This window comes from Natrononativus sp. DTA114 (assembly GCF_059736515.1).
Genome location: NZ_JCASSN010000001.1, coordinates 351,050 through 373,858, shown reverse-complemented (window position 1 = coordinate 373,858; position 22,809 = coordinate 351,050). Strand labels below are relative to the sequence as shown.

Here is a 22,809-nt window from a genome sequence, read left to right as displayed (position 1 = left end):
GATGGTCGAGAAGCGAACCTGCGACTACACCGGCGAAGATATCGAGCCCGGTACGGGCATCATGTACGTCCGCAACGACGGCACCGTGCTCCACTTCGTCGACTCGAAGGCGGAGAAGAACTACAAGCTCGGTCGTGAGCCCCGCGACCTCGAGTGGACCGCGGAAGGTCGTCGCGGCAAGACGCCCGCGCACGCGGAGACGCCCGCCGAGGAGTCCGAGGAGACCGGGGAGACCGTCACCGCGGACGAGGACGAGGACCTCGTCGAGGAGACCGAGGTCGACGAGGACGACGACCCCGCAACGTCGGATCAGGTCGAAGCCGAGACCGAACCGCAGGACGAGGAATCAGCCGACGAGGAGAGCGAGGACGACGAAGAATGAGCGACCACGAGCGAACCTTCGTGATGGTCAAGCCCGACGCGTTCGCGCGTGGGCTCGTCGGCGAGGTCGTCTCCCGACTCGAGGAACGCGGCCTCAAACTCGTCGGTATCAAAGTGATCAACATGCCCGAGGAGCGGGCCAAAGAGCACTACAGCGAACACGAGGACAAGCCCTTTTTCGACGGCCTGATCGACTTCATCACCGCGGGCCCGGTCGTCCCGATGGTCTGGGAAGGTCAGGACGCCACGCGGCAGGTCCGCCAGATGATCGGCGATACCGATCCGCTCGAGGCAGCCCCCGGAACGATTCGCGGCGACTACGCACTCGACCTCGGCCGGAACGTCGTTCACGCAGCCGACCACGAGGACGACGGCGCAAACGAACGCGAGATCGCTATTCACTTCGATGAGGACGAACTGATCGACTACGAGCAGCACGACGCGGGCTGGCTCTACGAGTAGCTCGCCGTTCGTCGCCGTCCGTTCTGTCAGACACGTAGTTGGTTGCAGACATGTATTGTGATAGACAGACGCAACATCTAATGTGACGGCTGTAGTAGAGTTCCCTGGTGGTTTCGAATGGTAACGAATGGTAGGTGGTTAATGGATGCGTGAAACCGACCGGCGGTCGGCGGCGTTGAGCAAAGAGTCGTCGCCATCACTGGATATGGTGTTCGACGCGCTTTCGGATCGACGACGACGGTACGTCCTCTACTATCTCCACGGCGTCACGGACGGTGTCGCAACGATCGAGGACATCTGCGGCTACGTCCTCGCCAGAGAGGAGTCCGCTGACGCCCCGGAAGAGCACCATCGGCGCGTGAAAACGACGCTCCAGCACGTCCATTTGCCGAAGCTTGAGGATCTGGGGCTCATCGAGTACGACTCACGCAGCGAGACGGTCCGCTACTGGAAACAGCCGACGCTCGAAGAGTGGCTCGAACACGCCCAGCACAAGGAGCTTCCCGAGCGGTAGGCTTCGGACGCGGTCGCTGAAAGGTTTAACACCGGCGTCACCGTGGCTCACTCTGTGGGGAGGCGAACCGGTATGCGTTGCAGTATCATTCCCTTCCTCAAAATTTAACAGGAGAGCGGTCAATACGAGACATAGGTGTTCAATTATGACTGACCACGAACTTCCGGAACTTCCATACGATTACGACGCACTCGAGCCAGCGATCTCAGAACAGGTCGTCACCTGGCATCACGACACGCACCACCAGGGCTACGTCAACGGCCTCAACAGTGCCGAAGAAACCCTCGCCGAGAACCGCGAGTCCGGCGACTACGGCTCCTCTGCCGGTGCGATGAAGAACGTCACCCACAATGGCTGTGGACACTACCTCCACACGCTGTTCTGGGAGAACATGTCGCCGAACGGCGGTGGCGAACCCGAGGGCGATCTCGCCGACCGCATCGAGGAGGACTTCGGCTCCTACGACGCCTGGAAGGGCGAGTTCGAGGCCGCCGCCTCCGCCGCCGGTGGCTGGGCGCTGCTGGTCTACGACCCCGTCGCGAAGCAACTGCGCAATCTCGCGGTCGACAAGCACGACCTCCACGCGCTGTGGGGCGCCCACCCCATCCTCGCGTGTGACGTCTGGGAGCACTCGTACTACTACGACTACGGCCCGGACCGCGGCAGCTTCATCGACGGCTTCTTCGACGTCGTCAACTGGGACAAGGTTGACGAAGAGTACGAGAAGTGCCTCGAGCACTTCGAGTAAGCGACGACTCCGTACATCCACATCGTTTTTTGCGCGCTTCCTTCGGGAGTAACAGCATCCGCTCGGAAGTCGTCGAATCCACACTGTTTAGGCCGTGACGGCGCTACGAGTAGTATGCCAGTTCCGAAAGACGAGTTCGATCGACTGCCGCCGTGTGACTTCTACACCCCCGAGGAGCTCCTCGAGGAGGATCAGATGTACACGATCTACGAGATCGCCCGACTGCTTCAGGGGCTTTCCGTCGACGCCGACATCGACCGAGGGACGGAGGACATCCTGCTCGACTGGGCGATCCCCTGGGTGATGAGCAACGCCGACGAGCTGGTGATCGGCGAACCGCGAAGCGACGAGGAACCCGGCTACTACGGGCTGAAATCGGCCGAATGATCTGTCTCGTCGTCGGCGGGGACCGCGTCGATGCGGGGAAGACCACCTTCTCGAGTGGGTTCCTCGAACGAACCGGCGGCGTCGGCTACAAGCCCCGCGCCGGGAACGATTTCTGGTTCGACCACGACGACTGTCTGACCGCGCTCTCGTCGGGGCGGCTCTACGGGAAGGACGCGGCGCGTCTCGCCGAGGCGGAGGGGTGGGGTCGACGCCCGGAGTCCCTCAATCCGGTTCACCGACTGTGGCAGCCCGCTCCGGACGGCGCCACGGGACTTCTCGGCCGGCGCGACCGGGAGTTCGTCGTCGATCGGGTCGGAACCGGAGAGCCGTCGTACGTCGTCAACGGGACGGCCGACGTGCCGGACACGATCGCCGAAAAGCTGCCGCTCGAGGCGGCGACGGTCGTCGAAACCGTCGATGCACTCAACGAGGTGATGGAGACGGCGTACCTGCCGGCGTTCGAGGCGATCACCGACGAAATCGAAGCGACCGATCTCGCGGTCGTCGAATCCTACGGCGACGTCGCTCGGCCGCTCCAGTCGCTCGACCCGGCGAGAATCGCAGCCGTCGCGGTCGTCGAACCCCGGCGGGCCCGGATCTACCGCGGCGACCGGTACGCTCGAGCCTGTGAGGTCGCGCGCTCGAGTCCGCAAGACGGCCGGCTCGAAAAGCGCGTCCCGGACGTGATCGAGCCACTGGAGCCGGTTGCCCGCGTCTCGCTACCGCCGCTTTCCGGAAGGGAGCGAGAGGATCCGGCCCTGACCGCGGCGGCCTACGAACGGGCGTACGACGCACTCCTCGAGGCGGCACGGGACCGGTAGCCGCTACACCTGTCTCGCCATCTCGCCGGCGAGTTCGACGTGGTCTGCGGGCGACCGCGTGATACTCGGTCCGTGGCCCGTGTGCAGCGCCACGAGATCGTCGTCGATGCGCTCGTTCAGGCGATCGATGCTCTCGATCAGCGTCGCGCGGTCGCCCTCGGGGAGGTCGGTCCGGCCGAAACTGCCGTTCTGGAATACGAGATCGCCGGCGAAACAGATCCCGGGCTCCTCGGCGAGAAAACAGAGGTGGTCGTCCTTGTGCCCCGGCGTGTGCAACGCGACGTACTCGTGATCGCCCATGCGGACGGTATCGCCGTCTTCGAGCGGGTGATCGACGCCCTCGATCGAGGTATCGTAGCCCCAGGCTTCGACGTCGAAAGCCGTCTTCACCGCCTCGAGGTTCCCGACGTGGTCGGGGTGGGTGTGTGTCAAGACGACTGCGTCGAGTTCATCAGTGTGTTCACGAATTCGCTCGACGACGTCGAAGTTCGCACCCGGGTCGACCACCACCGTCCGCTCGCCGGTGACGAGAAAGGCGTTGCTGGTGAACGCCTGTACCCCCTCTGTGAGATTGACGATCATGACGCGCGATACGAGCGCGGTCGGTTTGTGCATGTCGACCGACCGCCGACGTGGCGACGCTCGCTGCAGACGCAGCCGCGAGATTAATACCCGCTCCGTGACGACAGTCTCTATGGTTGTACTTACCGGGGGGACGGTTATCGATGCAACGGGGGTCCGAGAAGCCGACATCGCCGTCGAGAGCGGACGAATCGCCGCCGTCGGGGAGGTCAGTGGTGAGTATGGGGACGAACTCGACGTTTCCGGCCAGTTCGTTACCCCCGGACTGGTCGATGCGCACGTTCACCTTGGACTCGACGGACGGCCCGACATCTCGACGCTGCGCCTCGAGAACACGTACGACAGCGCCTACCGGGCCGTGGAAAACTTGCAGGCGGCCCTCGAGGCCGGCGTCACGACGGTCCGCGATCTGGGCTCACCCGGGACGATGGCGATCGACGCGGCCCGTGCCGTCGAGGAGGGGACCATCGCAGGCCCACGCGTCGTCGCCGCGGGAGAGGCGATCACCATGACCGGCGGCCACGGCCACTGGCTCGGCCGGGAAGCCGACGGTCCCGACGCGGTTCGAGCGGCCGCGCGCGAACAGCTCAAACAGGGTGCCGGCGTCATCAAGTGTATCGCAACCGGCGGCGTACTCACCGAGGGCACGCAGACGGGCGTTCCCGAACTCCTGAAAGACGAACTCGAAGCCGCTGTGGACGTCGCCCACGCGGCAGGTCGACCCGTCGCCGCCCACGCCCACGGACGCGACGGGATCGAAAACGCCGTCGAGGCCGGATTCGACAGCATCGAACACGGGACGTTCATGGACCGCGGGGTCGCAGAACGGATGGCCGAGCGTGACACTTACTGGGTGCCGACCGCGAACGCCGTCCACGGAATCACCGACGCGGGTGTCGACGGCGGAATCCCGGCGGAGACGGTCGCGAAGGCGGCGGATGCGCTCGAGTCGTTCGACGACGCCTTCGACCACGCGCTCGCCGCCGACGTTTCCGTCGCGATGGGCACCGACGCCGGAACGCCGTTCAACGCGTTCGCCGACATCCCCACCGAACTCGGTCGCTTGGTCGACCACGGGCTCACCCCAGAAGCGGCGCTCGAGGCGGCGACCGTCGGCTCCGCGTCACTGCTCGGGTTCGACGATCTCGGCCTCGTCGAACCGGGGTATCGTGCGGACCTGCTCGTTCTCGAGGACGATCCGCTCTCGGATCCGACGGCCTGGCAGCGAGCCGTCCACGTCGTTTCGGACGGGACAGTCGTCTGAATCCACCTGAGCGATTCCATTCACAAACTCTTTTAACAGGCGCACGTAGTGATAGACGAATGAATCGGTCGGTTCTCGTCGTCCTCGTCGTCCTCGTCGCGCTCGCCGGGGTGAGCGGATCGATTACTGCCGGTGGGACGAGCGCAGATGTGGCCGCTCAGTCTCACCAGTTCGATGGCCAGGGAGCCACGAACACTGTAGACGCTACCCAGTCGGAAAACTTCAGCGGCTCCTCGTCACAGGAGTTCGATAGCACGACGTTCGACATCACTGTCTACGAAAACGGAACCGCGACGTGGACGTTCCGCCACGACCGGATGCTCTCGAGCAGTGCCGAAGAAGCGGAGTTCGAGGAGTTTGCAGAAGAGTTCGAGGAGGAGGAAACGGACCTCTACGTACGCTTTACCGAGCAAGCACAGGCGCTGACGGATATCGGGAGCGACGAAACCGACCGGGAGATGGAGGCGACGAACTTCCAGCGGTCGGCCGGTATCGAACACCAACTCAACTCGATCGGCGTCGTCGAAATGACGTTCACGTGGACCGGGTTCGCGGAAGTCGACGAGAACGGGACCGTCACCGTCGGAGACGTGTTCGATGGCGGGCTCTACATCGGCTCCGATCAGACCCTCGTCATCAGCCCCGGGGACGATCTCGTGTTCAGCGAGGTCGACCCCGAGGGCCAGTACACGGGGGCGTCGCTCGAGGAGAGCGATTCCGTCTCCTGGAGCGGCGAACGGGAGTTCCTCGACGGTCAACCACACATCGTCTTCGAGCACCCGACCGAAGAGAGCTCGGTCGACGAAAACTCCGATGAAGAGCCGGAACCGGCGGAACCAGAGGAAGAATCGACCTCGTGGCTCGTCATCGCCGCCCTGCTCGTCGCGGCGCTCGGCCTCGGCGGCGCGTTCGTCTGGTACCGGTTCGGACGGACCTCGAGTGAATCGTCCACCGATCAGGCGGGCGATAGCGCCGACCCGCAGTCGACGATCAGTGGGCCAGCGGCCGGAGGGGCGACAGAACCCGAACCAGAGCCCGTTCCCGATGAGGATCTACTGACCGACGAAGACCGCGTCGTGAAGCTCATCCGAAACAACGGTGGCCGTATGAAACAGGTGAACATCGTCGACGAAACCGGCTGGTCGAAATCGAAGGTGAGCATGCTGCTGTCGGATATGGAGGAGGAGGGACTCGTCAGTAAACTCCGTGTCGGTCGAGAGAACATCATCAGCCTCGAGGGATTCGAGCCGGAAGCGACCAAGTCCCCGTTCGACGAGTAGTTATCGTAGGCGTTGAGAGTCAGTGCACACCCGAGTCACGATCATCGACGGCCAGCCTCGTTCTCAGCGACGAGGCTGGCCGCTCAGCTGTGACCGGGTGTAACTCGTTTCGACAACTACTATACCGTGTGAAAACGGGCCACTCTCGAGTCGAAACGGAATCCTTAAACGGTACAGGGCGCAACGAGAGAATGCACACATCGGACCGCTCCGTTAGTGTAGTCCGGCCAATCATATTGCCCTCTCACGGCAATGACCAGGGTTCGAATCCCTGACGGAGCACTTCTCGGCGAACAACTCCCTTAGTCACTGGCATCCGGATTCAGTGTATACCAGGGCTCGGTGAGGACAGCGACCAGTCACGATAGATACGACCCACGAACCGGATACTCCATGCACACTGTATGTATAAAGTTAACATACCACAAAGTTCATGCCAAATGCGTGCTGACTGCTGTGTAGCGGGGTACTCCACTCACGGTGCGTCCGCTTCGTACCAGCTCCCCGCAATCGCATGCACTGGTTGGGAATATGCCCCTATTCCCAGCTTTTTCGATCCCGGAATCCGAAGAACTCGGAAGAGATCCGACCGTCCCGCTGTCGACGAAACCATCGCTCTCGAATCGGCCGGTTCAATGTGTCGGGTCGCTCTCTATCGACTCGGTTCTGTCTCGTTGCTCCTGGGGCTCCTCACTGAGTAATTCGAGGTCTCCCTCGGAGAGCAATGCCTCGATCCCGTCGTGTTCCGCCGCGGTGAGCAACGTCGCGCCCGCCCCGAGTTGTTTCAACCGACCGACTCTGTCGACCGCTTCGATCCATTCGCGTGCGCACTCGAGGTGGAGTTCCCACTCGTGAAACGACGACTCGGTTCCCCGCGGCGGGGAGACGGTAACGGACTGCTCGGCTGCGTGAAGCGTGTTAGTACACCAGACACACGTCGACAACTCGAGTTCGATAGCGTTGGAGTCACTCATCTCGATGTGCTCGTGTACGTGAACGTTCTATGTAGATATACTGGTTCAACAGATGGTTAGTTATAGGTGATCGTGCCGCGTCGCTCTCCGGGTGGTAAACTCGAGTCGGGTAGCCCGGCAAAGCATTGCCACGATACCGCCAGGGTCACAGTGGGGGCAGTCGAGTCGATCCGAGCGTGCAGATCGAACGAGTTTTATGGACGAGCGGGAGTAGTATCGGCCATCTCGCGGACAGATATGGCCGTACTTGCAGGTCGAATCGAGGAAAACGATGGGTGTTGAGCAACGAGTCGTTTCAGGATTCAAAGCCGAGTTCGCGATGCGGTTGCTCAAAATCCTCGCCGGCGGGCTTCTCATCGTCGTCCTCGCGCGCCTCCTTACAGCAGCACAGTACGGGGTACTCCATCTAACGATCTATCTCTGCTCGATCGTCGTCCTGCTCTGCAATCTCGGAATTCCGAGAGCCGGTGCCCGATACATTACGGAGTACGAGGAGACGGATCCCGGACAGATTCCGAACATTCTCAGAACCGCGCTCGGAATCAACGTCATCACGATCGGCATCGGTATCACGCTGCTGTTCGTTCTCCGTGGACGGATCGCCGCGTGGTTCGGTGAACCGGCGCTCGAGGCCCTGTTGATCGTGGGAATCCTCTACGTGATCTTCGAGAATACGATGGAGCTGTGTCGCCGGTTCCTGCAGGGGTTCAAGCGGGTCGAATGGAGCGCCTCGCTCCCCGGTATTTTCACGGTGTCTAAGTTTGTCGCCGCGATCGGTCTGGTGCTGCTCGGCTACGAGGTGACGGGGGCGCTGGTCGGCTACGTAGCAGGGCTGGCGCTGGCCTCGGCGGTCGGTGCGGTCATGCTGTATCTGGCAGCCAGACAGTATACGGCGTCACCGATCGAACCGGGGCTTCGCCGACGTATTTTCGAGTACAGTCTCCCGCTGACGGTGACCAGCAGCAGTAACATCCTGCTGAAGCGCGTCGATATCGTACTCATCGGATTCTTCATGACCCCGGTCGCAGTTGGCTACTACACCGTCAGCAAGCAACTCATCAGTTTCGCCGCAAACCCCTCGAGTTCGCTCGGATTTTCGGTGTCACCGCACTACTCCGAGCAGTACGCGTCGGGGAACGTCTCACGCGCCGCGGAACTGTACAAACGAGCGCTCCGATCGATGTTGATCCTCTACGTGCCGGCGATGGTCGGTCTGATCCTCGTCGCGGAGCCCACGATCCGATACCTCTTCGGCGAAGAGTACATGGGCGCGGTCCCGGTCGTCCAGGTGCTGTCGATCTACCTCCTCGCGGATTCGATCACGAACGTAACCGGGAGCGGACTAGATTACCTGGGGAAAGCCAAGTTCCGAGGCTTACTGAAGGGAACGATGGCGATCGCGAACGCGGGTCTCGGCGTGCTGTTGATTCCGGAGATCGGCGTGCTAGGTGCGGCGATTCCGACCGTCCTGACGTACGGTATCTACGCTGCCGGGAACGTGTACATGATGTGCCGGCTCCTTTCGATCGAACTCACGGAGCTCGTGTCGATGGGCGCGAAAGTGGTTCCGCTCTCGGTGCTGATGGCGCTCGTCGTGTTCGGCTTGCTGTCCCTGGTAAGCGGACTCGCGACACTGCTGCTCGTCGTCGCGACCGGGGCCGTAACTTACGGACTCCTCGGGATCTACGCAAACGTGATCGACGTCGAGCAACTCAAGAAACTGGCCAGTAGCGGCTAACAGGAGAAGACCATGAATACACATATCGAACTCGTCGGCCCGCCTGGAAGCGGCAAATCGACGCTTTCGGCGATGATCCGGGAGGCGACGGGAACCAACCACGTGACGGTGTACGACGATCGAGAGGCGTACGAAACGTGCGTTTTGCGCGCATATCTTCCCGATGCAGCGGTGCCGGTCGGGCGGCGGCTACCCCCGAGGCTGATCCGTTCCGGCTCCCGGTGGAGCGGCTGGCGAGCCGAGATGCAACTCGCTTTCCAGTTGAACCGACCACAGGCCCACGAGCGAATGGGGGAGTTGATATCCGCGTACACCTCTGACCTCGACCGGCAGAGCTGGCTAACGCGGAAGGCCCTCGAGCTCCAGGCGAACTACCAGAGCGCACAGCGGCGTCTCCGGTCGTCGGAAGCGATCCTGTTCGACGAGGGGTTCGTCCACTACGCGCTCTCGCTGTTCTGCCCCCCGGAGCCCACGGCCCCCGTGTCGAGGGCCGACCTCGAGGGGTACCTCGAGTCGGTACCGCTCCCGGAGACGTGTCTGGTCGTCTCGGCGCCGAGGGATCTTCGGAAACGACGCATGGCTGCCCGCGAGAAGGGTCGACCAGGCCAGTACGCTCATCTGAGCGACGACGCCTTCGACCGGTATCTCGATCGGGCCGAGCGCTGCCTGGGGGCGATACGGTCGGTTCTGGCCGATTCCGATGTCGAGGTCGTCGAGTTCGACACCGCCGCTGAATTACAGGAGACGTCCGCGGCGGTCGACCGCTTCGTCGACTCGAGACTCCGACGACCGTAGCGCGACGACCCGAACCAGTGTATGGGTGTGTGAGAGCCATTGAGCCACGTTTAACAGCACGGACGGCGAACCGAGGACCGTGACCTCCGTCTCAGTCGTTATCCCCGTCTACAACGATCCGGCCGGCGTCGTCGAGACGCTCCGCTCTCTCAGAACGCAGACGTACTCGACGGCCGACTACGAGGTTCTCGTCGTCGACAACGGGTCGACCGACCATACGCGACAGACTGCCGCTGCGGTCGCAGCCGAGACGAAGAACGTCTTCGTGCACGAGGAAACCGACGTTCAGAGCTCCTATGCGGCCCGCAACACCGGGATCGAACACGCCACCGGCGACATCGTTGCGTTCGTCGACGCGGATATGACCGTCCCACCGACCTGGCTCGCGGACCTCGTCGCTGTCTTCGCTGACCACGAGGCCGACTACGTCGGCTGCAACGTCGAACTGTACGTCGAGGGCCGGGAAACGGTCGTCGGCGAGTACAACGTCGCGACCGGATTTCCGATCGAGTACTACCTCACCGAGCAGCGGTTCGCGCCGACCTGCTGTCTGGCCGTCCGACGAGCCGTCATCGACGACGTCGGTCCGTTCGACGCCGACCTCGTCTCCAGCGGCGACCGCGAGTTCGGCCAGCGTGTCGCCGCGGCGGGCTACACACAGCTGTTCGCGAGTGAAATCACGGTGTATCACCCTGCCCGTACCAGACTCGGTGACCTTCGGGCGAAGGCGATTCGGGTCGGCCGCGGCCACGAACAGCTGGCAGAAACCGACCCCGAACACGGCGACGCCAGGCCCCTGACCGACCCCAGAAACGTGTTGCCGCCACATCCGGGGAACTTCCGGGACCGGCTCTCCGGCTCGCACTCACTGGCTCGACTCCTCTCGTTTTACCTGCTCTCGTACGCCTACAAACTCCACCTCCTCGCAGGGCGACTCCTCGAGCGACGGGACCGGCGGAACCGCCGCGGAGCGACCGGCAGTTCCCGCTGAGCGACCGGAGCCGCTCGACGACGGTTCGTGAGGCGAGGACGGCAGCTATTTGACGCCGAACCGGGTGCAGTTACGATATGTCCGATGCCGACTGGCCGGAGACGTCCGTCGTTATTCCGACGCACAACCGACCTGATCGTCTCCTGGGGGCCGTCCGAAGCGTCGCAGCCCAGACCGTGACGCCGACGGAGGTTGTGGTCGTCAACGACGGCTCGAGCGTCGATTACGGTGCGGTCCTCGACCAGCTACCGACGGATCCCTTCGAGTTCAACTACGTCGAGTGTTCGAGTTCGGGCGGGGCTGCACGGGCGCGAAACGTCGGCGCCGAAGCAGCGACCGGCTCGGTGTACATGTTCCTCGACGACGACGACCGATGGCGGCCGCGGAAGATCGAAGGCCAGCTCGAAGTCTTTGCGGAAAATCCGGAGGTCGGGCTCGTCTACTCGGGACGAACGGCCGTTGACGACGATGGCCAGGAGCTGTACCGGATCGACGCGACCGAGCGCGGGCATCTCGAAGAGCGAATCCTCGTCCGGAACTACATCGGGACCACCTCCGGCGTCGCCGTCCGTGCGCCGCTGTTCGACGCGGTCGGCGGCTTCGACCCGGAGATGCCGGCGCTGCAGGACTGGGAGCTGTGGATTCGGCTCTGCCAGGAGACGACCGTCGGGTTCGACCCCGAGCACACGGTTGAGTGGACGACCCACGCCGACCCCGGCGACCAGATGACGGGCGAGCCCGATCGGTACGTCCGTGCGATCTCGCTCCTCGAGGCGAAACACGAGGACGAACTCGCCGCCCTCGACGCGCGGACGCGCCGACGGATCCGGGCGTACCGCTATAGCGCCATCGCCGACAAGTACGCTCGAGCCGGCTCACTCAAGCGCCTCCCCTACGTCGCTCGCAGCCTCGCTTCTTACCCCACGCTAACGGCGCTCAGCCGGTTGCTCCCACGTTCGGCGCTGGTTCGACTCCGGTCGCGGCTCTCCTGACCCCTGGCTCTCGGTGTTCGGTCGCTGCCAGCGGGTCCAGACTGTCGTCGGGTCGGCGACCGACCGCGCCCGATCGACGAACGCGCGGTCGATGGAGCCGTCGGTCGGGACCAGCCGCGTCTCACCGGATTCGAAATCGAGCAGTCCCAGCATCTCGAGGGTGAAAAACGAGTGGCGGTTCTCGGTACCGGTGTAGATCGCAGCGAAGACGTCTTCCGGGAGCGCTGCCGGCCACCCCGAGGGGTCCTTCCGGTACCGGAGGTAGCTGTTGAACGGACGGATCAGGTCGAACACCGGCGTGTCACGGAGGGTGTAGTAGCCCCGCCGGACGATCGAGTCCAGTTCCGTACTGGTAGCGTCCGCCTCGTTGACCCCGCCGTACTCCATGTACAGCTCGTCCGTGTACGCCTTGACGAGACGTTTGTCGATCCGCGCCGCGAGCGGAACCGTCTGCCAGAAGTCGACGAGCGCTCGATCCCAGAGCGGAACCCGATACTCGACGCCGAAGTGGCGATAGACGTCCAGATCCGCGTGAATCCACTTCGACTCCCGTTCGCGCCACTCCCAGCGTTCGTAGGCCGTCGTTGCCTTCGTCGGCGTCAGTCGGTCGCCATCGATACAGAGCGCATCGTCGAGCCAGCCGTCGAAGGCGGTCGCCAGGTCGTCGTCGACATCCCACAGCCAGACGTTCAACTCGGCGAGGTCGTCGACGACGCGCTCTCGCGAGACGTGGGCGTTCTCGGCGTACGCTGCCGGCACGTGCTCCGCCATCGTGGCCACGGTGTGGCCGGGCAGGAAGATGCAGTCGTCGTCGACGATCCCGCGACGGGTGAGCCGCCGGACCGCCAGCCAGTTCATGTGGACGAGTCCCGGAAGTCGGTCCCCGTTGAACGCGGTTGCGACGTAGCGCCGGTAGTCTGGTTGTTCGACGAGCGTCCGCCAGTCCGCCGACCGGTAGTCGACGGGAATCCACGGAACCGAGAGGTTCTCGGCGAGTGTCCGTGCAGTCTTCGCTTCCGCGTTTCCTGGCCGGCCGTGTGAGTACGTGAGGACGTTCTCGTAGCCGTGTTTGACCAGCAATAGGAGGAGAAGTCGCGAGTCGTATCCGCCACTGAGCGGAACTACCAGTTGTCGACCGTTCGCATCCCGGATCAGCCGTTCGACGATGTCATCGAGGGTTTCGGCCAGCTGGGTTCGAAGCTCGCGATCGGATCGACTCTGCGGCTCCACACTGTACTCATAGGTCTGCTCGCTGCATGACTCGCCGGTTTCGCGATCGACGGTCAGAAACTCCGCCGCCCTGACCTGTCGAATCTCCGGATACAGAGTCCGGTCGTCGTGGACATAACCGGTGGCGAGAAACTCGGCGTAGCTCCGAAACGACGCGTCGGCGCTCGAGGGACCTTCGAGCAGCGCGTGAGCGTCGTCTCCGATCCGGACTGCGTCGTCGTCGACCGTGTAATACACCGGTATCGACCGCAGGTGATCGGTCAGGCAGTGAACGACCCCGCCTCGGACGACGACCAGGGCGAACGGATGGGGCAGTTTCGCGGCTAGCTCCTGAAGCTCCCGTCGCGTGGTCGTCGCGTTGGCTCGCGTTGCCACGTCGGTCGGCTCGTGTGGCGTCGATACCCAGGTCCTGCCGACGGACACCCAATCGGACGAACAGTGTAGCTCGACGGCCCTCATTCACTAACTACGGCCACCGGGTGTCCGTAACTACCTACCGATCCGGACAGACGTTGCCGGTCACGACGGGGGCTGGCGTCTCGAGTGTAGCCAGGCGATCGACTCGAGAGGACTGCCAACCGCTGCTTCGGGAGTGTCGTCGACGAACAGGAGCAGTCCGATCGTCACGAAGAGGAGCCGGTTCGTCGAGAGATCGCCGGTGACCATCGCGTTCGCGAGGACGTAGGTGAAAAACGCGATCACCAGCCCGTGAAGAAATGGCCGATCCGACTTCGTTCGAACCGAAGCGTACAGGGCATAACCGAGGAGTGCGACGAACAAGATGATGCCGACGACTCCCGCTTCGACGCCGATCTCGAGGACGACGTTGTGCGGATAGTACCGGATATCCTCACCGTAGTACAGCCGCGGAAACTCGCCGAGGCCGTGGCCGAGAAGGGGGCGTTCGCGCCAGTACTCGAGGCTGCGAAAGAGGTAGTCGACACGACTGCTCGCGCTCTGTTCATCGTGCCAGGCGAGCAGGCTGGTAAGCCGTTCGACGGTTCTCGAGTCACGGAAGAGCCACGCTGCGGTCCCGGCACCGATCACGCCGACCAGTGAGCCTGCGACGAGGTGGTGGGTCGGAACCGTCCAGTCGCTTCGGATCACCACCCAGCCACCGTAGACGAGCAGCCCGCCGGCGAGCGCAATTATCGGCCCTCGACCGCCGGTCTGGAGCATGGCGGTGAAGACGAATAGCGCGCACAGTCCGTACAGGAGACGATCGCGCGTGGTCGTCGACCGAAGCCACAGGTACGTACAGACGAGAACGCCAACACCGAGGACACGGGAGATGAGAATGTAGTTGACGTTCAGTTGCCAGTGTGCGGCCCGTCCGACGAGCAGTCGCGAGTAGAGCACCTCTGTGCTGAGAAGGACCGCCGCAACACCGAACAGCACGAAAAATCGGTGTGTTCGTTCCGGGGAGCCCGCGAAAAGAGCGATCCCTCCGAAAAACAGGATCGGGACCACGACGAGGAGTCGCAGAAGCTTCCACTGCGCGTACGTGCCGCCCGTCGCCCACAGAAGCGACCCCGCGTAGAAGGCCGTAAACAGGCCGAAGAGGACGATCAAAAGGAATCTGTTTCCACGAGGCGGGGATCGGTACAACGCCAGCATTGCCGCAGTCCCGATAGCCAAGAGAAACAGGTAGTTGGTCGGGAGCGCTTCGAGTACACCGCCAAAGTATTCCGCCGAGACGTAGATCTCGTAACAGACCAGTAGGACGAGGACACACTCGAGTGAGAACACATGACGCGCGACCTCGGATCGGTCCGGAACCGTCAGAGCCACGTCCAGACACCCCCCGTCCGTCCCGGTTCGCGTCCGCGCTCTGGTTTTCGACGCGTGCCGTTCGTCATGCGGAATCCCTCAACACGCAGGAGTAGATCGCACCCCTGACACGCTGTGGTGCCAGCCGGATCGGGATTCGAAAGAGCAGGTTCACGAGGAACGCCACGGTTCCGATGTAGCGTTGCCGACGGAACTGCCACTGGAGGCGGAACTCGGTTTTCGCGTACTCGAGTCCGCCTCGTCGGGTGTAGAAGTCATCGCCCGCGCGGACGTTCACTAGCACTTCGGGAAGATTCGCGATGGTGTACCCTCGGTCGATCAACCGCATCCAGAGCTCGTAATCCTGCATGGAACGCCGACTCGAGTAGCTTCCGACGGCGGCGATCGACGATTTCCGGAACATGACCGTCGGATGGTTCAGCGGACACTTGTACGGGGAGAGGCGCGCGATACTGGCTGGCTCACACGGAACCTTCCGAACCCCATTTGTGCAGCCGGGGTCCTCATCGAATTCGGCAACGTAGCCGCCGAGAACGTCGATCTCCGGATTCTCGAGCAGGAACTGTACCTGTGTCTCGAGACGTTCCGGAACAGCGATATCGTCGGCGTCCATCCGAGCGACGAGTTCGTACGAGCAGTGCTCGAGGCCGACCTGCAGCGCCGTTCCGAGGCCGCGATTTTCCTCGAGTGCGATGATCGTAACGACGGCGGGGTACGCATCCGCCCACCGATCGATCGTCCGGTCGAGTGTGGCACCAACCGGCCCGTCCTTTACCACGACGAGTTCGGTGGGGCCATACGTCTGCTCAAACATACTCTCGAGGGCAGCGTCGACGTGATCCGGGTCGTCACCGCCGTAGACAGAGAGGAGAGCCGACACTGGTGGACGTCGGTCGGCGTCGTCGCGAGAGAGATCGGCGGATGTCACCTGGGCCTCCGTACTACTCCGTCATTCGATTCGGTCATATTAGCGCTGTGTTTCTCGCTTCTGTGTCTGTGCCTCTGACACACCCAACTGCGAAGGCTCGATTTTACTCAGCGTCCTCGGAATAGTCCTCGTTTTTCGATCGAAGGAGGATCGCGACATCGACGGCGACCTTCCAGAGCTGTCTGATCACGAGTTTCATATCGAACCAGAACGACTGAGTAGCGATGTACTCGAGATCGTATCGAAGCTTCGCCTCCGGGTTCGTACTCTTGGCGTCGTTGATCTGTGCCAGGCCCGTCAACCCGGGTTTGACGAACCACCGCTTTCGCCACGAACTGGCCTCCTGCTCGAGCAGCAACTCCTCGTCGGTCCAGGCCGCGCGCGGACCCACGACGCTCATATCGCCGACGAAGATCGACCACAGTTGCGGGAGTTCGTCCAGATGCGTCTTTCGCAGAATCCGTCCGACACGCGTGATCCGATCGTTCTCTTCGTCTTCAGTCGGAGCCGCCGATTCACCGTCCGGAACCATCGACCGGAACTTGTAGATGGGGAACGTCTCACCGAAGCCGGCGGTTCGTTTCTGGCTGTAGAGCACCGGGCCGGGGCTATCGAGTTTGATTGCAACGGCAATAGCGGCCATCAGCGGCGCGAGCGCAATCAGTCCACACACGGCAAAGACGACGTCGAACAGCCGCTTGAACAGGTGATCCTGTGGATCCCAGGGCTCGAGGTCCACGTCGACGAGTTCACCGACTGCACCCTCCGAAACCAGCACGCTGTCGGCGTAATCGCGGTGGACCTTGGCGTTAACCCCGTGTTCGTGGCAGGCATCGAGCGCGCCGAAGAACTCCGCGCGATCGGCCCGGCTGAACGCGAGTACGGCCGTATCGACGTCGTACTGGACGAGCGTGTCCTCGAGCCGTGAGAGCCCGCCGAGGCGGGGAAGCGCGCCGATCCGCCCGAGTTCGTCGATCTCGTCGGTTATCGTCTCGAGATCATGTTCTCCGGCGTCCAGTCCGCCGGTCGTGCTTCCACCGTCCGTGAGTGGGGCGGACTCGGGATCGTGAGTCTTCGGCTCCGCGATCGTCGGACAGAGGTAGCCGATCACCGGCGTCTCGATTTCGGGAACGACCCGCTGAAGCTGTTCCATGTCGTTACCGACGATCAGCGTGCGCCCCATCGATGGCGAGGGTCTGAGCCGAATCCAGACGAACCAGGTCGGCAACGCGACGACGAGAGAGGCGACGGTCATCGTGAGCGTCGCACGCGGAAGTCGGTACGACCAGTTGAAGTAGCCCAGCGTAGCCAGTGCGAAACCGCCGGTGACGACGCGCTGTTGGGTGATAAAGACCGTGTCCAGGAACCGCCGCGGCTGGGGTTTATACAGCGGGATCAGGCTCAGCCCCATCGCCAGCACGCTGAGCAGTACGGCCCACGCGAGCTCCCGCCCCTCGAGAAGTTCCGGGTCGAGGCGGTTAAAAACCGGAACGTACGTCGTGAACAACACCTGCGTCGCCTCCTGATTTGCCAGTAACACCGCAGCAACGACTATCAGCACCGCTCCGGTTGCACCAAAGATCCGATAGCGCCACCCAGTCAGCATTAATCCCGGATTACAGCCCCCGTCTCATAAGAGCTGTTACAGTCCACGAATTTAGATCGCAACTAAAACGTGTGGCTTTCGAATCGGCAGCCCCCTGTCGAACGGCGGCGCCCCCTCCGTTCGACCGTCGACCAGCAGCCAACCGGGTGCCGACGTACATAGGATGGGCATAACTCGGACTGGCAACAGGCCACCAGGGCGAAACCCGACCTCTCTCCCGATCACCGCTCCGTGGGCCCCAACGTTTTGGTTTCGATGGAATGTCTCTAAACCAATGTTTATTGGAGTGAACGCTGTTGGGTGTGACAATGGGCGGAATCGAACGTACACCTACAACCGGGGGAATCTTTTCGAACTGGCAGGCCGATCAAGTCATTAATGGGGCGGCATATCTCCTCTTCTCCCTCTATCTCACCGGTGTGTTCGTTTCGCACGCGACTGGAAACGTCCATCCCTGGCAGATCGCAACGGGATACGTCCTGCTGGGAGTCGGGCTTCTTGGCTGGCGGCAACTGGTCGACGGAGACGAAACGACCGGCCGGTTACAGATCGCCTTTCTTACGGTCGTCGGATTGGCGTTTCTACTCATGGCGATCCTCTATCAGAGTCGAGCCGACGCGCTCGGGCTCGGCCCCAGTCGCTCCCTCGAGATCCTCGTTGTCTTTCTTGCAATCGCCGCCTTCTTCATCACCTGCGGAGCGGCCGAACGCTACTCACCGCTCGAGTGGGCGGCTGTCGGCTGCTTTCTCGTGATCGTCGGCGTCTTCCTCTACCACACGCTGGCTGCATACCCCACGAGCGCCCGTGCCCGGTGGCCGATCTGGGCTGCGGTGATCATGGGCGGCAACCTTCTGTTGATCCCCCGGCTCGTCCCGGAACGAGTCTTTCTCTGGTTGATGAGCTGGCTCTCGGCGGTCACCGTCGTTCTCGGCTTGCTGACCTACGCCATCGGCGAGTACTCGCTGTGGTTTCTCGAGGTCCAGCAGTGGCACGGTTCCCCGTCCGTTCCGGGGCTGGAACTCGAGGTGAACACGATGCAGTCGTTCTTCGTGAACCCCAACGCACTCGGACTGGTCGCCTTCGCCGGACTCACGGGTGCGGCGATCGAGTTCCACCGAACGTTCAGAGACGGTTACGTGGGGTTGGCGGCAGTGTTTGGAGTCCTCGCCGTACTCAACGGTGTTGGTGTCTTTCTCTCGAACGCTCGAGCGGCGATGCTGGCGTCGATGATCTGTCTGGGGATCTACGCAGCCTACGCCGCCGTCGGTCGAATCGCGGTCCCTGTCGCGGTCGTCACGCTGCTCGCAGGACTTGGTGCGTTTCTCTTGACGATGTACTTCGAACTCATCGGCATCGACGCGAACAATCGGTTCGATCTCTGGTGGGCGAGCGTCCAGGCGTTCCGCGACGGTCCCGTGTTGCTCGGTGCCGGAACCGTCGACCCAGCGTTGCTCATCGAACCGTACATGCCGGGCGACAGGACGTGGAGTCCACACAACTCCTATCTCTCCATCTTCCTCCGCGGCGGGCTCGTCGCCGGTCTCGCATATCTCGCCCTGGTCGTCGGCAGCACCGTCCTCGGGACGATTCGCTACCGGGAGGTCAACGTCGGAATGCTCGCGTTCGCGATCGGCTGGGCGGTTCACCAGCTGTTCGAGGCCTACACCCTCTTTCAGTGGTCGATCGGATCGGTGCTGGCCACGCTCGCCGTCGGCTACCTGCTATTCGGCCGCGAATAGCCGCTTCCACGATATCGGGGGATTCAATCAGGTTCGTTGGAACGATCTAGCCAGTCCCGATGTACCGTTTTTGGAGTACAGGTGGCGGTCGCGCGACGACCGAACCACGGGTTTGCAGAGACCCTTCGACCGGAAACCGGGGGCGAAACCTGAACGTTCAAGGGACTGTTCCCGAATCTGAACGTATGTCCGCTGCGGCGCTGTCGGAGCCACACGTTCTCGCACACGCGAAGCGGCGCCTGTTTCCCGAGTCGAGTGCGACGGGGACGTACGCGGTCGTCGACACGCAGTTCGCAACCGACCGCTGGCTCGAGGCGGAACCGATCGCAGAGTCCGTCCGCGAGGCGCTCGCGCCGTTCAACCGCGTCCAACTCGGCGGCGGCTACCCCGACCTGGTCGGCGTAGGAACGCTCGATTCGGAGCTTCTCGCCGTCGACCGGCTCGGCGACTCCCCGCCGCTGGTCGCCGTCGAGGCGAAGGGGTACACCACGGGGGCGGGCGTCGACACTCACCGGGGAATCGTCCAGGCGTACGACCGGCTCGGCGAGGCAAACGCGGCGTATCTCGCAGCACCGCACGAGGCGATCTCACAGACCGATCGAAGCCTCGCTCGAGAACTCAACGTCGGCGTTCTCGGCGTCTCGGCGGGGGGACGGGTGTCGGCTCTGGAGACGCCACGGGTCGTCGGCGCCCGGTCGACGAGCGACGCGAACGCGATCCGGTTTCAGGCGAGTGCGCAGGGGGTCACGGACCAGTCGTTCGGGCTCAATCATCCGAAGAACTACCTCGGCTACCCGCTGGCCCACGTCGTCGACGAACCGACGGGAGACGTCCTGACAGAGCACCGGGTCGTCGGTGCTGTCGACGAGGCCCGCCGCGGGGCGGCGTTTCTCGGACTCGTCGAAGAGAGCGCGAGCGGTCTCTCGCTGACCCCGCTCGGGCGAGAAATCGTCCGGTTCGGAATTCGTAACCACGGCTCGCCGCGGGCAGCCCTGGAGACGTTTGCCGACTGGTACCGCTCCCGAAAGCGGTTCGTGGACCTCGCACCGGCGTGGGGCGAACTCGCCCGACGAGTCGTCTTCGCTTACCCTGCAACGACGCTGCTGGTCGAGGAACTCGAGGCGCTCAACGAGGACGGGGTTCCCGAACCGACGCTGGTCGACCTCGTCGAGTACCTTCACGTGCTTCACCCGGCGTTCACCGTCGAACTGTTCGTTCGGGGAGACGAGGCAGTTCGGCGTCGCGTTCTCGACTCCGACGGCGAACTTCGTCCCGAGGCGCTCGAGAACGGGGAGATCTACCACGCGCCGACGGTGTTCCAGCTGAAGGCGATGCTGTACCACACGGGAATTCTCACCCGGCGCGGGCGTGAACCGCACCGTCTCGAGCCGACCGAGGACGTCTGGGCGCTCCGAGAACGGGTGTAACCGCCCGGGCGCTACTCCTCCGGAGCCGACGAGTCGGTCTCGAGGTAGTGACGGCGAACCACCAGCACCGGGCAGACGGCGCTGTCGGCGATCCGTTCGGAGGTGTCGCCGAAGACCAGGTTCCGGACCGAGGGTCGGTCCTCGCCCAGGACGACCATGTCGTGGTCGTCGGCCGCCTCCAGAATCACCTCGAGCGGGTCGTCGTCGACGACGACCTCCTGCTCGATCCAGGGCTCCGGAACCCCGGTGTCTTGCAGGACCTGCCCTGCGCTCTCGAGAAGTTCGTCCCCTGACTGCCGATGGTCGTCGTCCGGGGCGACGTGCAGGAGCGTCACCTCCGCGTGCGTGCCGGCCATCACCTGACCGACGAGACGGGCGATGTTCTCGACGTTGACGTCGCCGCGGATCGGGACCAGGACGCGTTCGAGTCTGGGTGCCGGGTTGAGCAGGAGGATCGAATCGCACTCGAGTTCGACGGCGATCCGCTCGAACGTCTTCATCGGTTTGTGAGTGAATACGAGTCGAGTCGTGACGTCGCCGCCTTCGTCCTCGAACACCGACTCGAGTTCGGCCAGTTCGGTCTGGGCCTTCGATTCGAACTGGAGACGGGCCTGGCCGGGCGCGGTCTGCTCGGGAATCTTGTGGTAGCCGAGCAGGACGACCGGAATCGACGCGAACGTCTCGATGACGGCATCGGGTATCGTCTGTCCGCGAAGGATCTCGACGGGGATCAACACCCTGTTGCCGTCGTCCTCACTCATCTGAGACACCTTCCTCGAACGTTACGTCTCGAGCGTAATAGCTGTACCAGCCGACGGCGCCGGCGACCACTCCGATACCGATGATCATCGAGAGCGGTTGCATAAAGGCGATCAGACCGAAACTCGCGAGCGCGCCCACGATCGGAACGACCGGGTATCCCGGAACGGTGAAACTTGGCCGGTACCAGTCCGGATCACGACGGCGCACGACGAGCAGCGTCACGCAGATCAGCCCGTACATAACGAGGTGGAGAAACGAGGCGACCTCCGCGAGCAGTTCCGTCTGGCCGGTCGCGACGAGCACGACGACGGGGCCGCCGACGAGCATCAGCGCGATGTGAGGCGTCCCGTACCGTAGATTGACGCGACTGGCCTGTGGCGGGACCAGCGCATCCCGGCTCGTCGCGTACAGCGCCCGCGAGGCCGACAGGATCGAGGCGTTCGCAGAGGAGACGGTCGCGAGCAGTCCCGCGAGGAGAATTGCGATCGCGCCGGGGAGACCGAAGAACTCGCGGGCGACCTCGACGATCGCCGTTTCGCCCGCCGCCTCGAGTGCTTCGCTGCCCAGCGCACTGGTCGCGACGAAGATCGTGGCGACGTAAAAGACGCCGACGACGACGACCGATCCGACCATGGCGAGGGGAAGATTGCGTCCAGGGTCGGTGATTTCGCCGGCGACGGTCGCGACCTGTGCGAAGCCGAGGTACGATGTGAACACCAGCGCGGCCGTCGTCAGGATCGGAAACGCGCCGTAGGGTGCGAACTGCTCGGGGACCGTTTCGCCGCCGACGACGCCGAGTGAATCGAGGCCGCCGTAGGCGAGAAACAGCGTGAGGATGACGAGCAACAGCCCGACGATGGCGTTCTGGAGTGCGGTCGTGTTCTCGGTGCCGCCGACGCTCATCGCCGTCAGGACGACGCCGCCGAACACGCCGAGGACCGGGACAATCGGTCCCCAACCGCCCAGCGGGACGCCGGCCTCGATGAGAACGGCCAGCGCGTACTCGCCGAAGCCGACGAGGTAGAACGCCGAGGCGAACACCAGCCCCAGCCAGAGGCTGATTCCCACGACCGCGCCGAGCAGCGGCCCCAGCCCGCGGGAGATGAAGTAGTAACCGCCGCCGCTTCGGGGCATCGCCGTCGCCAGTTCCGAGGTCGGCAACGCGACCAGGAGAGCGATGACGGCGCCGAGTGCGAACGACAGGGCGGCGGCCGGGCCCGCCTGTCCCGCCGCGAGACCGGGAAAGACGAAGATACCCGCGCCGATCATCGTCCCGACACCGATCGAGAGTCCGCCCTTCAGTCCGATCGTCCGCTCGAGTTCCGTCCCACCCTCGTGACGCGTCGCGTCGTCGGTGACGGATACCTCGGAGGACGGTCCACTGGTGTCAGCCATAC

22 protein-coding genes and 1 tRNA gene are annotated in these 22,809 nt (G+C 63.4%); 15 read left to right on the top strand and 8 right to left on the bottom strand.

Annotated features, from left to right (window positions below; all coding sequences use genetic code 11):
- Window position 1: 1 nt before the first annotated feature.
- The 6 genes from AC6I6S_RS01955 to AC6I6S_RS01930 all read left to right on the top strand — a co-directional run bounded on the left by AC6I6S_RS01955 (window position 2) and on the right by AC6I6S_RS01930 (window position 3,313).
- Window positions 2-382 carry a 50S ribosomal protein L24e gene (locus AC6I6S_RS01955; protein WP_497948031.1) on the top strand — a complete coding sequence of 127 codons (381 nt, stop codon included), beginning with the start codon at window positions 2-4 and terminating at the stop codon, window positions 380-382.
- On the top strand, window positions 379-843 hold the full coding sequence (gene ndk, locus AC6I6S_RS01950) for a nucleoside-diphosphate kinase (protein ID WP_497948030.1): 465 nt from the start codon (window positions 379-381) through the stop codon (window positions 841-843). Before AC6I6S_RS01955 ends, ndk begins: the two co-directional genes overlap by 4 nt.
- A gap of 145 nt (window positions 844-988) precedes the next feature.
- A complete protein-coding gene (locus AC6I6S_RS01945; RefSeq protein ID WP_497948029.1) occupies window positions 989-1,357 on the top strand; it encodes a DUF7344 domain-containing protein in 369 nt (122 codons plus the stop codon).
- 145 nt (window positions 1,358-1,502) lie between these two features.
- Complete coding sequence (gene sod / locus AC6I6S_RS01940; protein WP_497948028.1) at window positions 1,503-2,105, top strand: superoxide dismutase [Mn]; 603 nt, start codon at window positions 1,503-1,505, stop codon at window positions 2,103-2,105.
- Between the two features lie 114 nt (window positions 2,106-2,219).
- A complete protein-coding gene (locus tag AC6I6S_RS01935; RefSeq protein WP_497948027.1) occupies window positions 2,220-2,492 on the top strand; it encodes a DUF5827 family protein in 273 nt (90 codons plus the stop codon).
- Entirely contained in the window at window positions 2,489-3,313 is an 825-nt protein-coding gene (locus tag AC6I6S_RS01930) for an ATPase (RefSeq protein WP_497948026.1), read from the top strand. Before AC6I6S_RS01935 ends, AC6I6S_RS01930 begins: the two co-directional genes overlap by 4 nt.
- Before the next feature lie 3 nt (window positions 3,314-3,316).
- Here the strand turns inward: AC6I6S_RS01930 and AC6I6S_RS01925 are convergent, their stop codons facing one another.
- A complete protein-coding gene (locus tag AC6I6S_RS01925; protein WP_497949285.1) occupies window positions 3,317-3,895 on the bottom strand; it encodes an MBL fold metallo-hydrolase in 579 nt (192 codons plus the stop codon).
- Window positions 3,896-4,007: 112 nt separating this feature from the next.
- On the opposite strand from AC6I6S_RS01925, the gene AC6I6S_RS01920 reads away from it, so the two are divergent.
- From AC6I6S_RS01920 to AC6I6S_RS01910, 3 genes are all read left to right on the top strand, one after another.
- Window positions 4,008-5,159, top strand: coding sequence for a metal-dependent hydrolase family protein (locus AC6I6S_RS01920; protein WP_497948024.1), 1,152 nt, complete (start codon window positions 4,008-4,010; stop codon window positions 5,157-5,159).
- A 59-nt stretch (window positions 5,160-5,218) separates the two neighbouring features.
- Entirely contained in the window at window positions 5,219-6,439 is a 1,221-nt protein-coding gene (locus AC6I6S_RS01915) for a helix-turn-helix transcriptional regulator (protein ID WP_497948023.1), read from the top strand.
- A 207-nt stretch (window positions 6,440-6,646) separates the two neighbouring features.
- Window positions 6,647-6,721, top strand: a tRNA-Glu gene (locus tag AC6I6S_RS01910).
- A 350-nt stretch (window positions 6,722-7,071) separates the two neighbouring features.
- Here the strand turns inward: AC6I6S_RS01910 and AC6I6S_RS01905 are convergent.
- The gene (locus tag AC6I6S_RS01905) at window positions 7,072-7,413 is read right to left on the bottom strand and encodes a hypothetical protein (RefSeq protein ID WP_497948022.1); all 342 of its coding nucleotides are present in this window, start codon (window positions 7,411-7,413) and stop codon (window positions 7,072-7,074) included.
- 319 nt (window positions 7,414-7,732) lie between these two features.
- Here AC6I6S_RS01905 and AC6I6S_RS01900 point away from each other — a divergent pair, with 319 nt between their 5' ends.
- From AC6I6S_RS01900 to AC6I6S_RS01885, 4 genes are all read left to right on the top strand, one after another.
- Entirely contained in the window at window positions 7,733-9,151 is a 1,419-nt protein-coding gene (locus AC6I6S_RS01900) for a flippase (RefSeq protein ID WP_497948021.1), read from the top strand.
- A gap of 12 nt (window positions 9,152-9,163) precedes the next feature.
- Window positions 9,164-9,946: an AAA family ATPase gene (locus AC6I6S_RS01895; RefSeq protein ID WP_497948020.1), complete on the top strand. Its 783-nt coding sequence runs from the start codon at window positions 9,164-9,166 to the stop codon at window positions 9,944-9,946.
- Window positions 9,947-10,025: 79 nt separating this feature from the next.
- Window positions 10,026-10,937: a glycosyltransferase family 2 protein gene (locus AC6I6S_RS01890; protein ID WP_497948019.1), complete on the top strand. Its 912-nt coding sequence runs from the start codon at window positions 10,026-10,028 to the stop codon at window positions 10,935-10,937.
- Window positions 10,938-11,014: 77 nt separating this feature from the next.
- A complete protein-coding gene (locus AC6I6S_RS01885) occupies window positions 11,015-11,929 on the top strand; it encodes a glycosyltransferase family 2 protein (protein ID WP_497948018.1) in 915 nt (304 codons plus the stop codon).
- Here the strand turns inward: AC6I6S_RS01885 and AC6I6S_RS01880 are convergent.
- From AC6I6S_RS01880 to AC6I6S_RS01865, 4 genes are all read right to left on the bottom strand, one after another.
- The gene (locus AC6I6S_RS01880; RefSeq protein WP_497948017.1) at window positions 11,864-13,534 is read right to left on the bottom strand and encodes an asparagine synthase-related protein; all 1,671 of its coding nucleotides are present in this window, start codon (window positions 13,532-13,534) and stop codon (window positions 11,864-11,866) included. The genes AC6I6S_RS01885 and AC6I6S_RS01880 overlap by 66 nt on opposite strands.
- A 144-nt stretch (window positions 13,535-13,678) precedes the next feature.
- Window positions 13,679-14,776 (bottom strand): O-antigen ligase family protein, encoded by a 1,098-nt coding sequence (locus AC6I6S_RS01875; protein WP_497948016.1) that lies wholly within the window; start codon window positions 14,774-14,776, stop codon window positions 13,679-13,681.
- Between the two features lie 238 nt (window positions 14,777-15,014).
- Window positions 15,015-15,878: a glycosyltransferase gene (locus tag AC6I6S_RS01870; RefSeq protein WP_497948015.1), complete on the bottom strand. Its 864-nt coding sequence runs from the start codon at window positions 15,876-15,878 to the stop codon at window positions 15,015-15,017.
- A 103-nt stretch (window positions 15,879-15,981) separates the two neighbouring features.
- A complete protein-coding gene (locus tag AC6I6S_RS01865; protein WP_497948014.1) occupies window positions 15,982-17,484 on the bottom strand; it encodes a sugar transferase in 1,503 nt (500 codons plus the stop codon).
- A gap of 308 nt (window positions 17,485-17,792) precedes the next feature.
- On the opposite strand from AC6I6S_RS01865, the gene AC6I6S_RS01860 reads away from it, so the two are divergent.
- Together AC6I6S_RS01860 and AC6I6S_RS01855 are read left to right on the top strand one after the other, a co-directional pair.
- Window positions 17,793-19,223, top strand: coding sequence for an O-antigen ligase family protein (locus AC6I6S_RS01860; RefSeq protein WP_497948013.1), 1,431 nt, complete (start codon window positions 17,793-17,795; stop codon window positions 19,221-19,223).
- A gap of 185 nt (window positions 19,224-19,408) precedes the next feature.
- Complete coding sequence (locus tag AC6I6S_RS01855) at window positions 19,409-20,650, top strand: hypothetical protein (RefSeq protein WP_497948012.1); 1,242 nt, start codon at window positions 19,409-19,411, stop codon at window positions 20,648-20,650.
- Window positions 20,651-20,661: 11 nt separating this feature from the next.
- On the opposite strand, the gene AC6I6S_RS01850 is transcribed toward AC6I6S_RS01855, so the two are convergent.
- Window positions 20,662-21,411: a universal stress protein gene (locus tag AC6I6S_RS01850; RefSeq protein ID WP_497948011.1), complete on the bottom strand. Its 750-nt coding sequence runs from the start codon at window positions 21,409-21,411 to the stop codon at window positions 20,662-20,664.
- Window positions 21,404-22,807, bottom strand: coding sequence for an APC family permease (locus tag AC6I6S_RS01845; protein ID WP_497948010.1), 1,404 nt, complete (start codon window positions 22,805-22,807; stop codon window positions 21,404-21,406). The genes AC6I6S_RS01850 and AC6I6S_RS01845 overlap by 8 nt, the downstream gene beginning before the upstream one ends.
- Window positions 22,808-22,809: the final 2 nt, after the last annotated feature.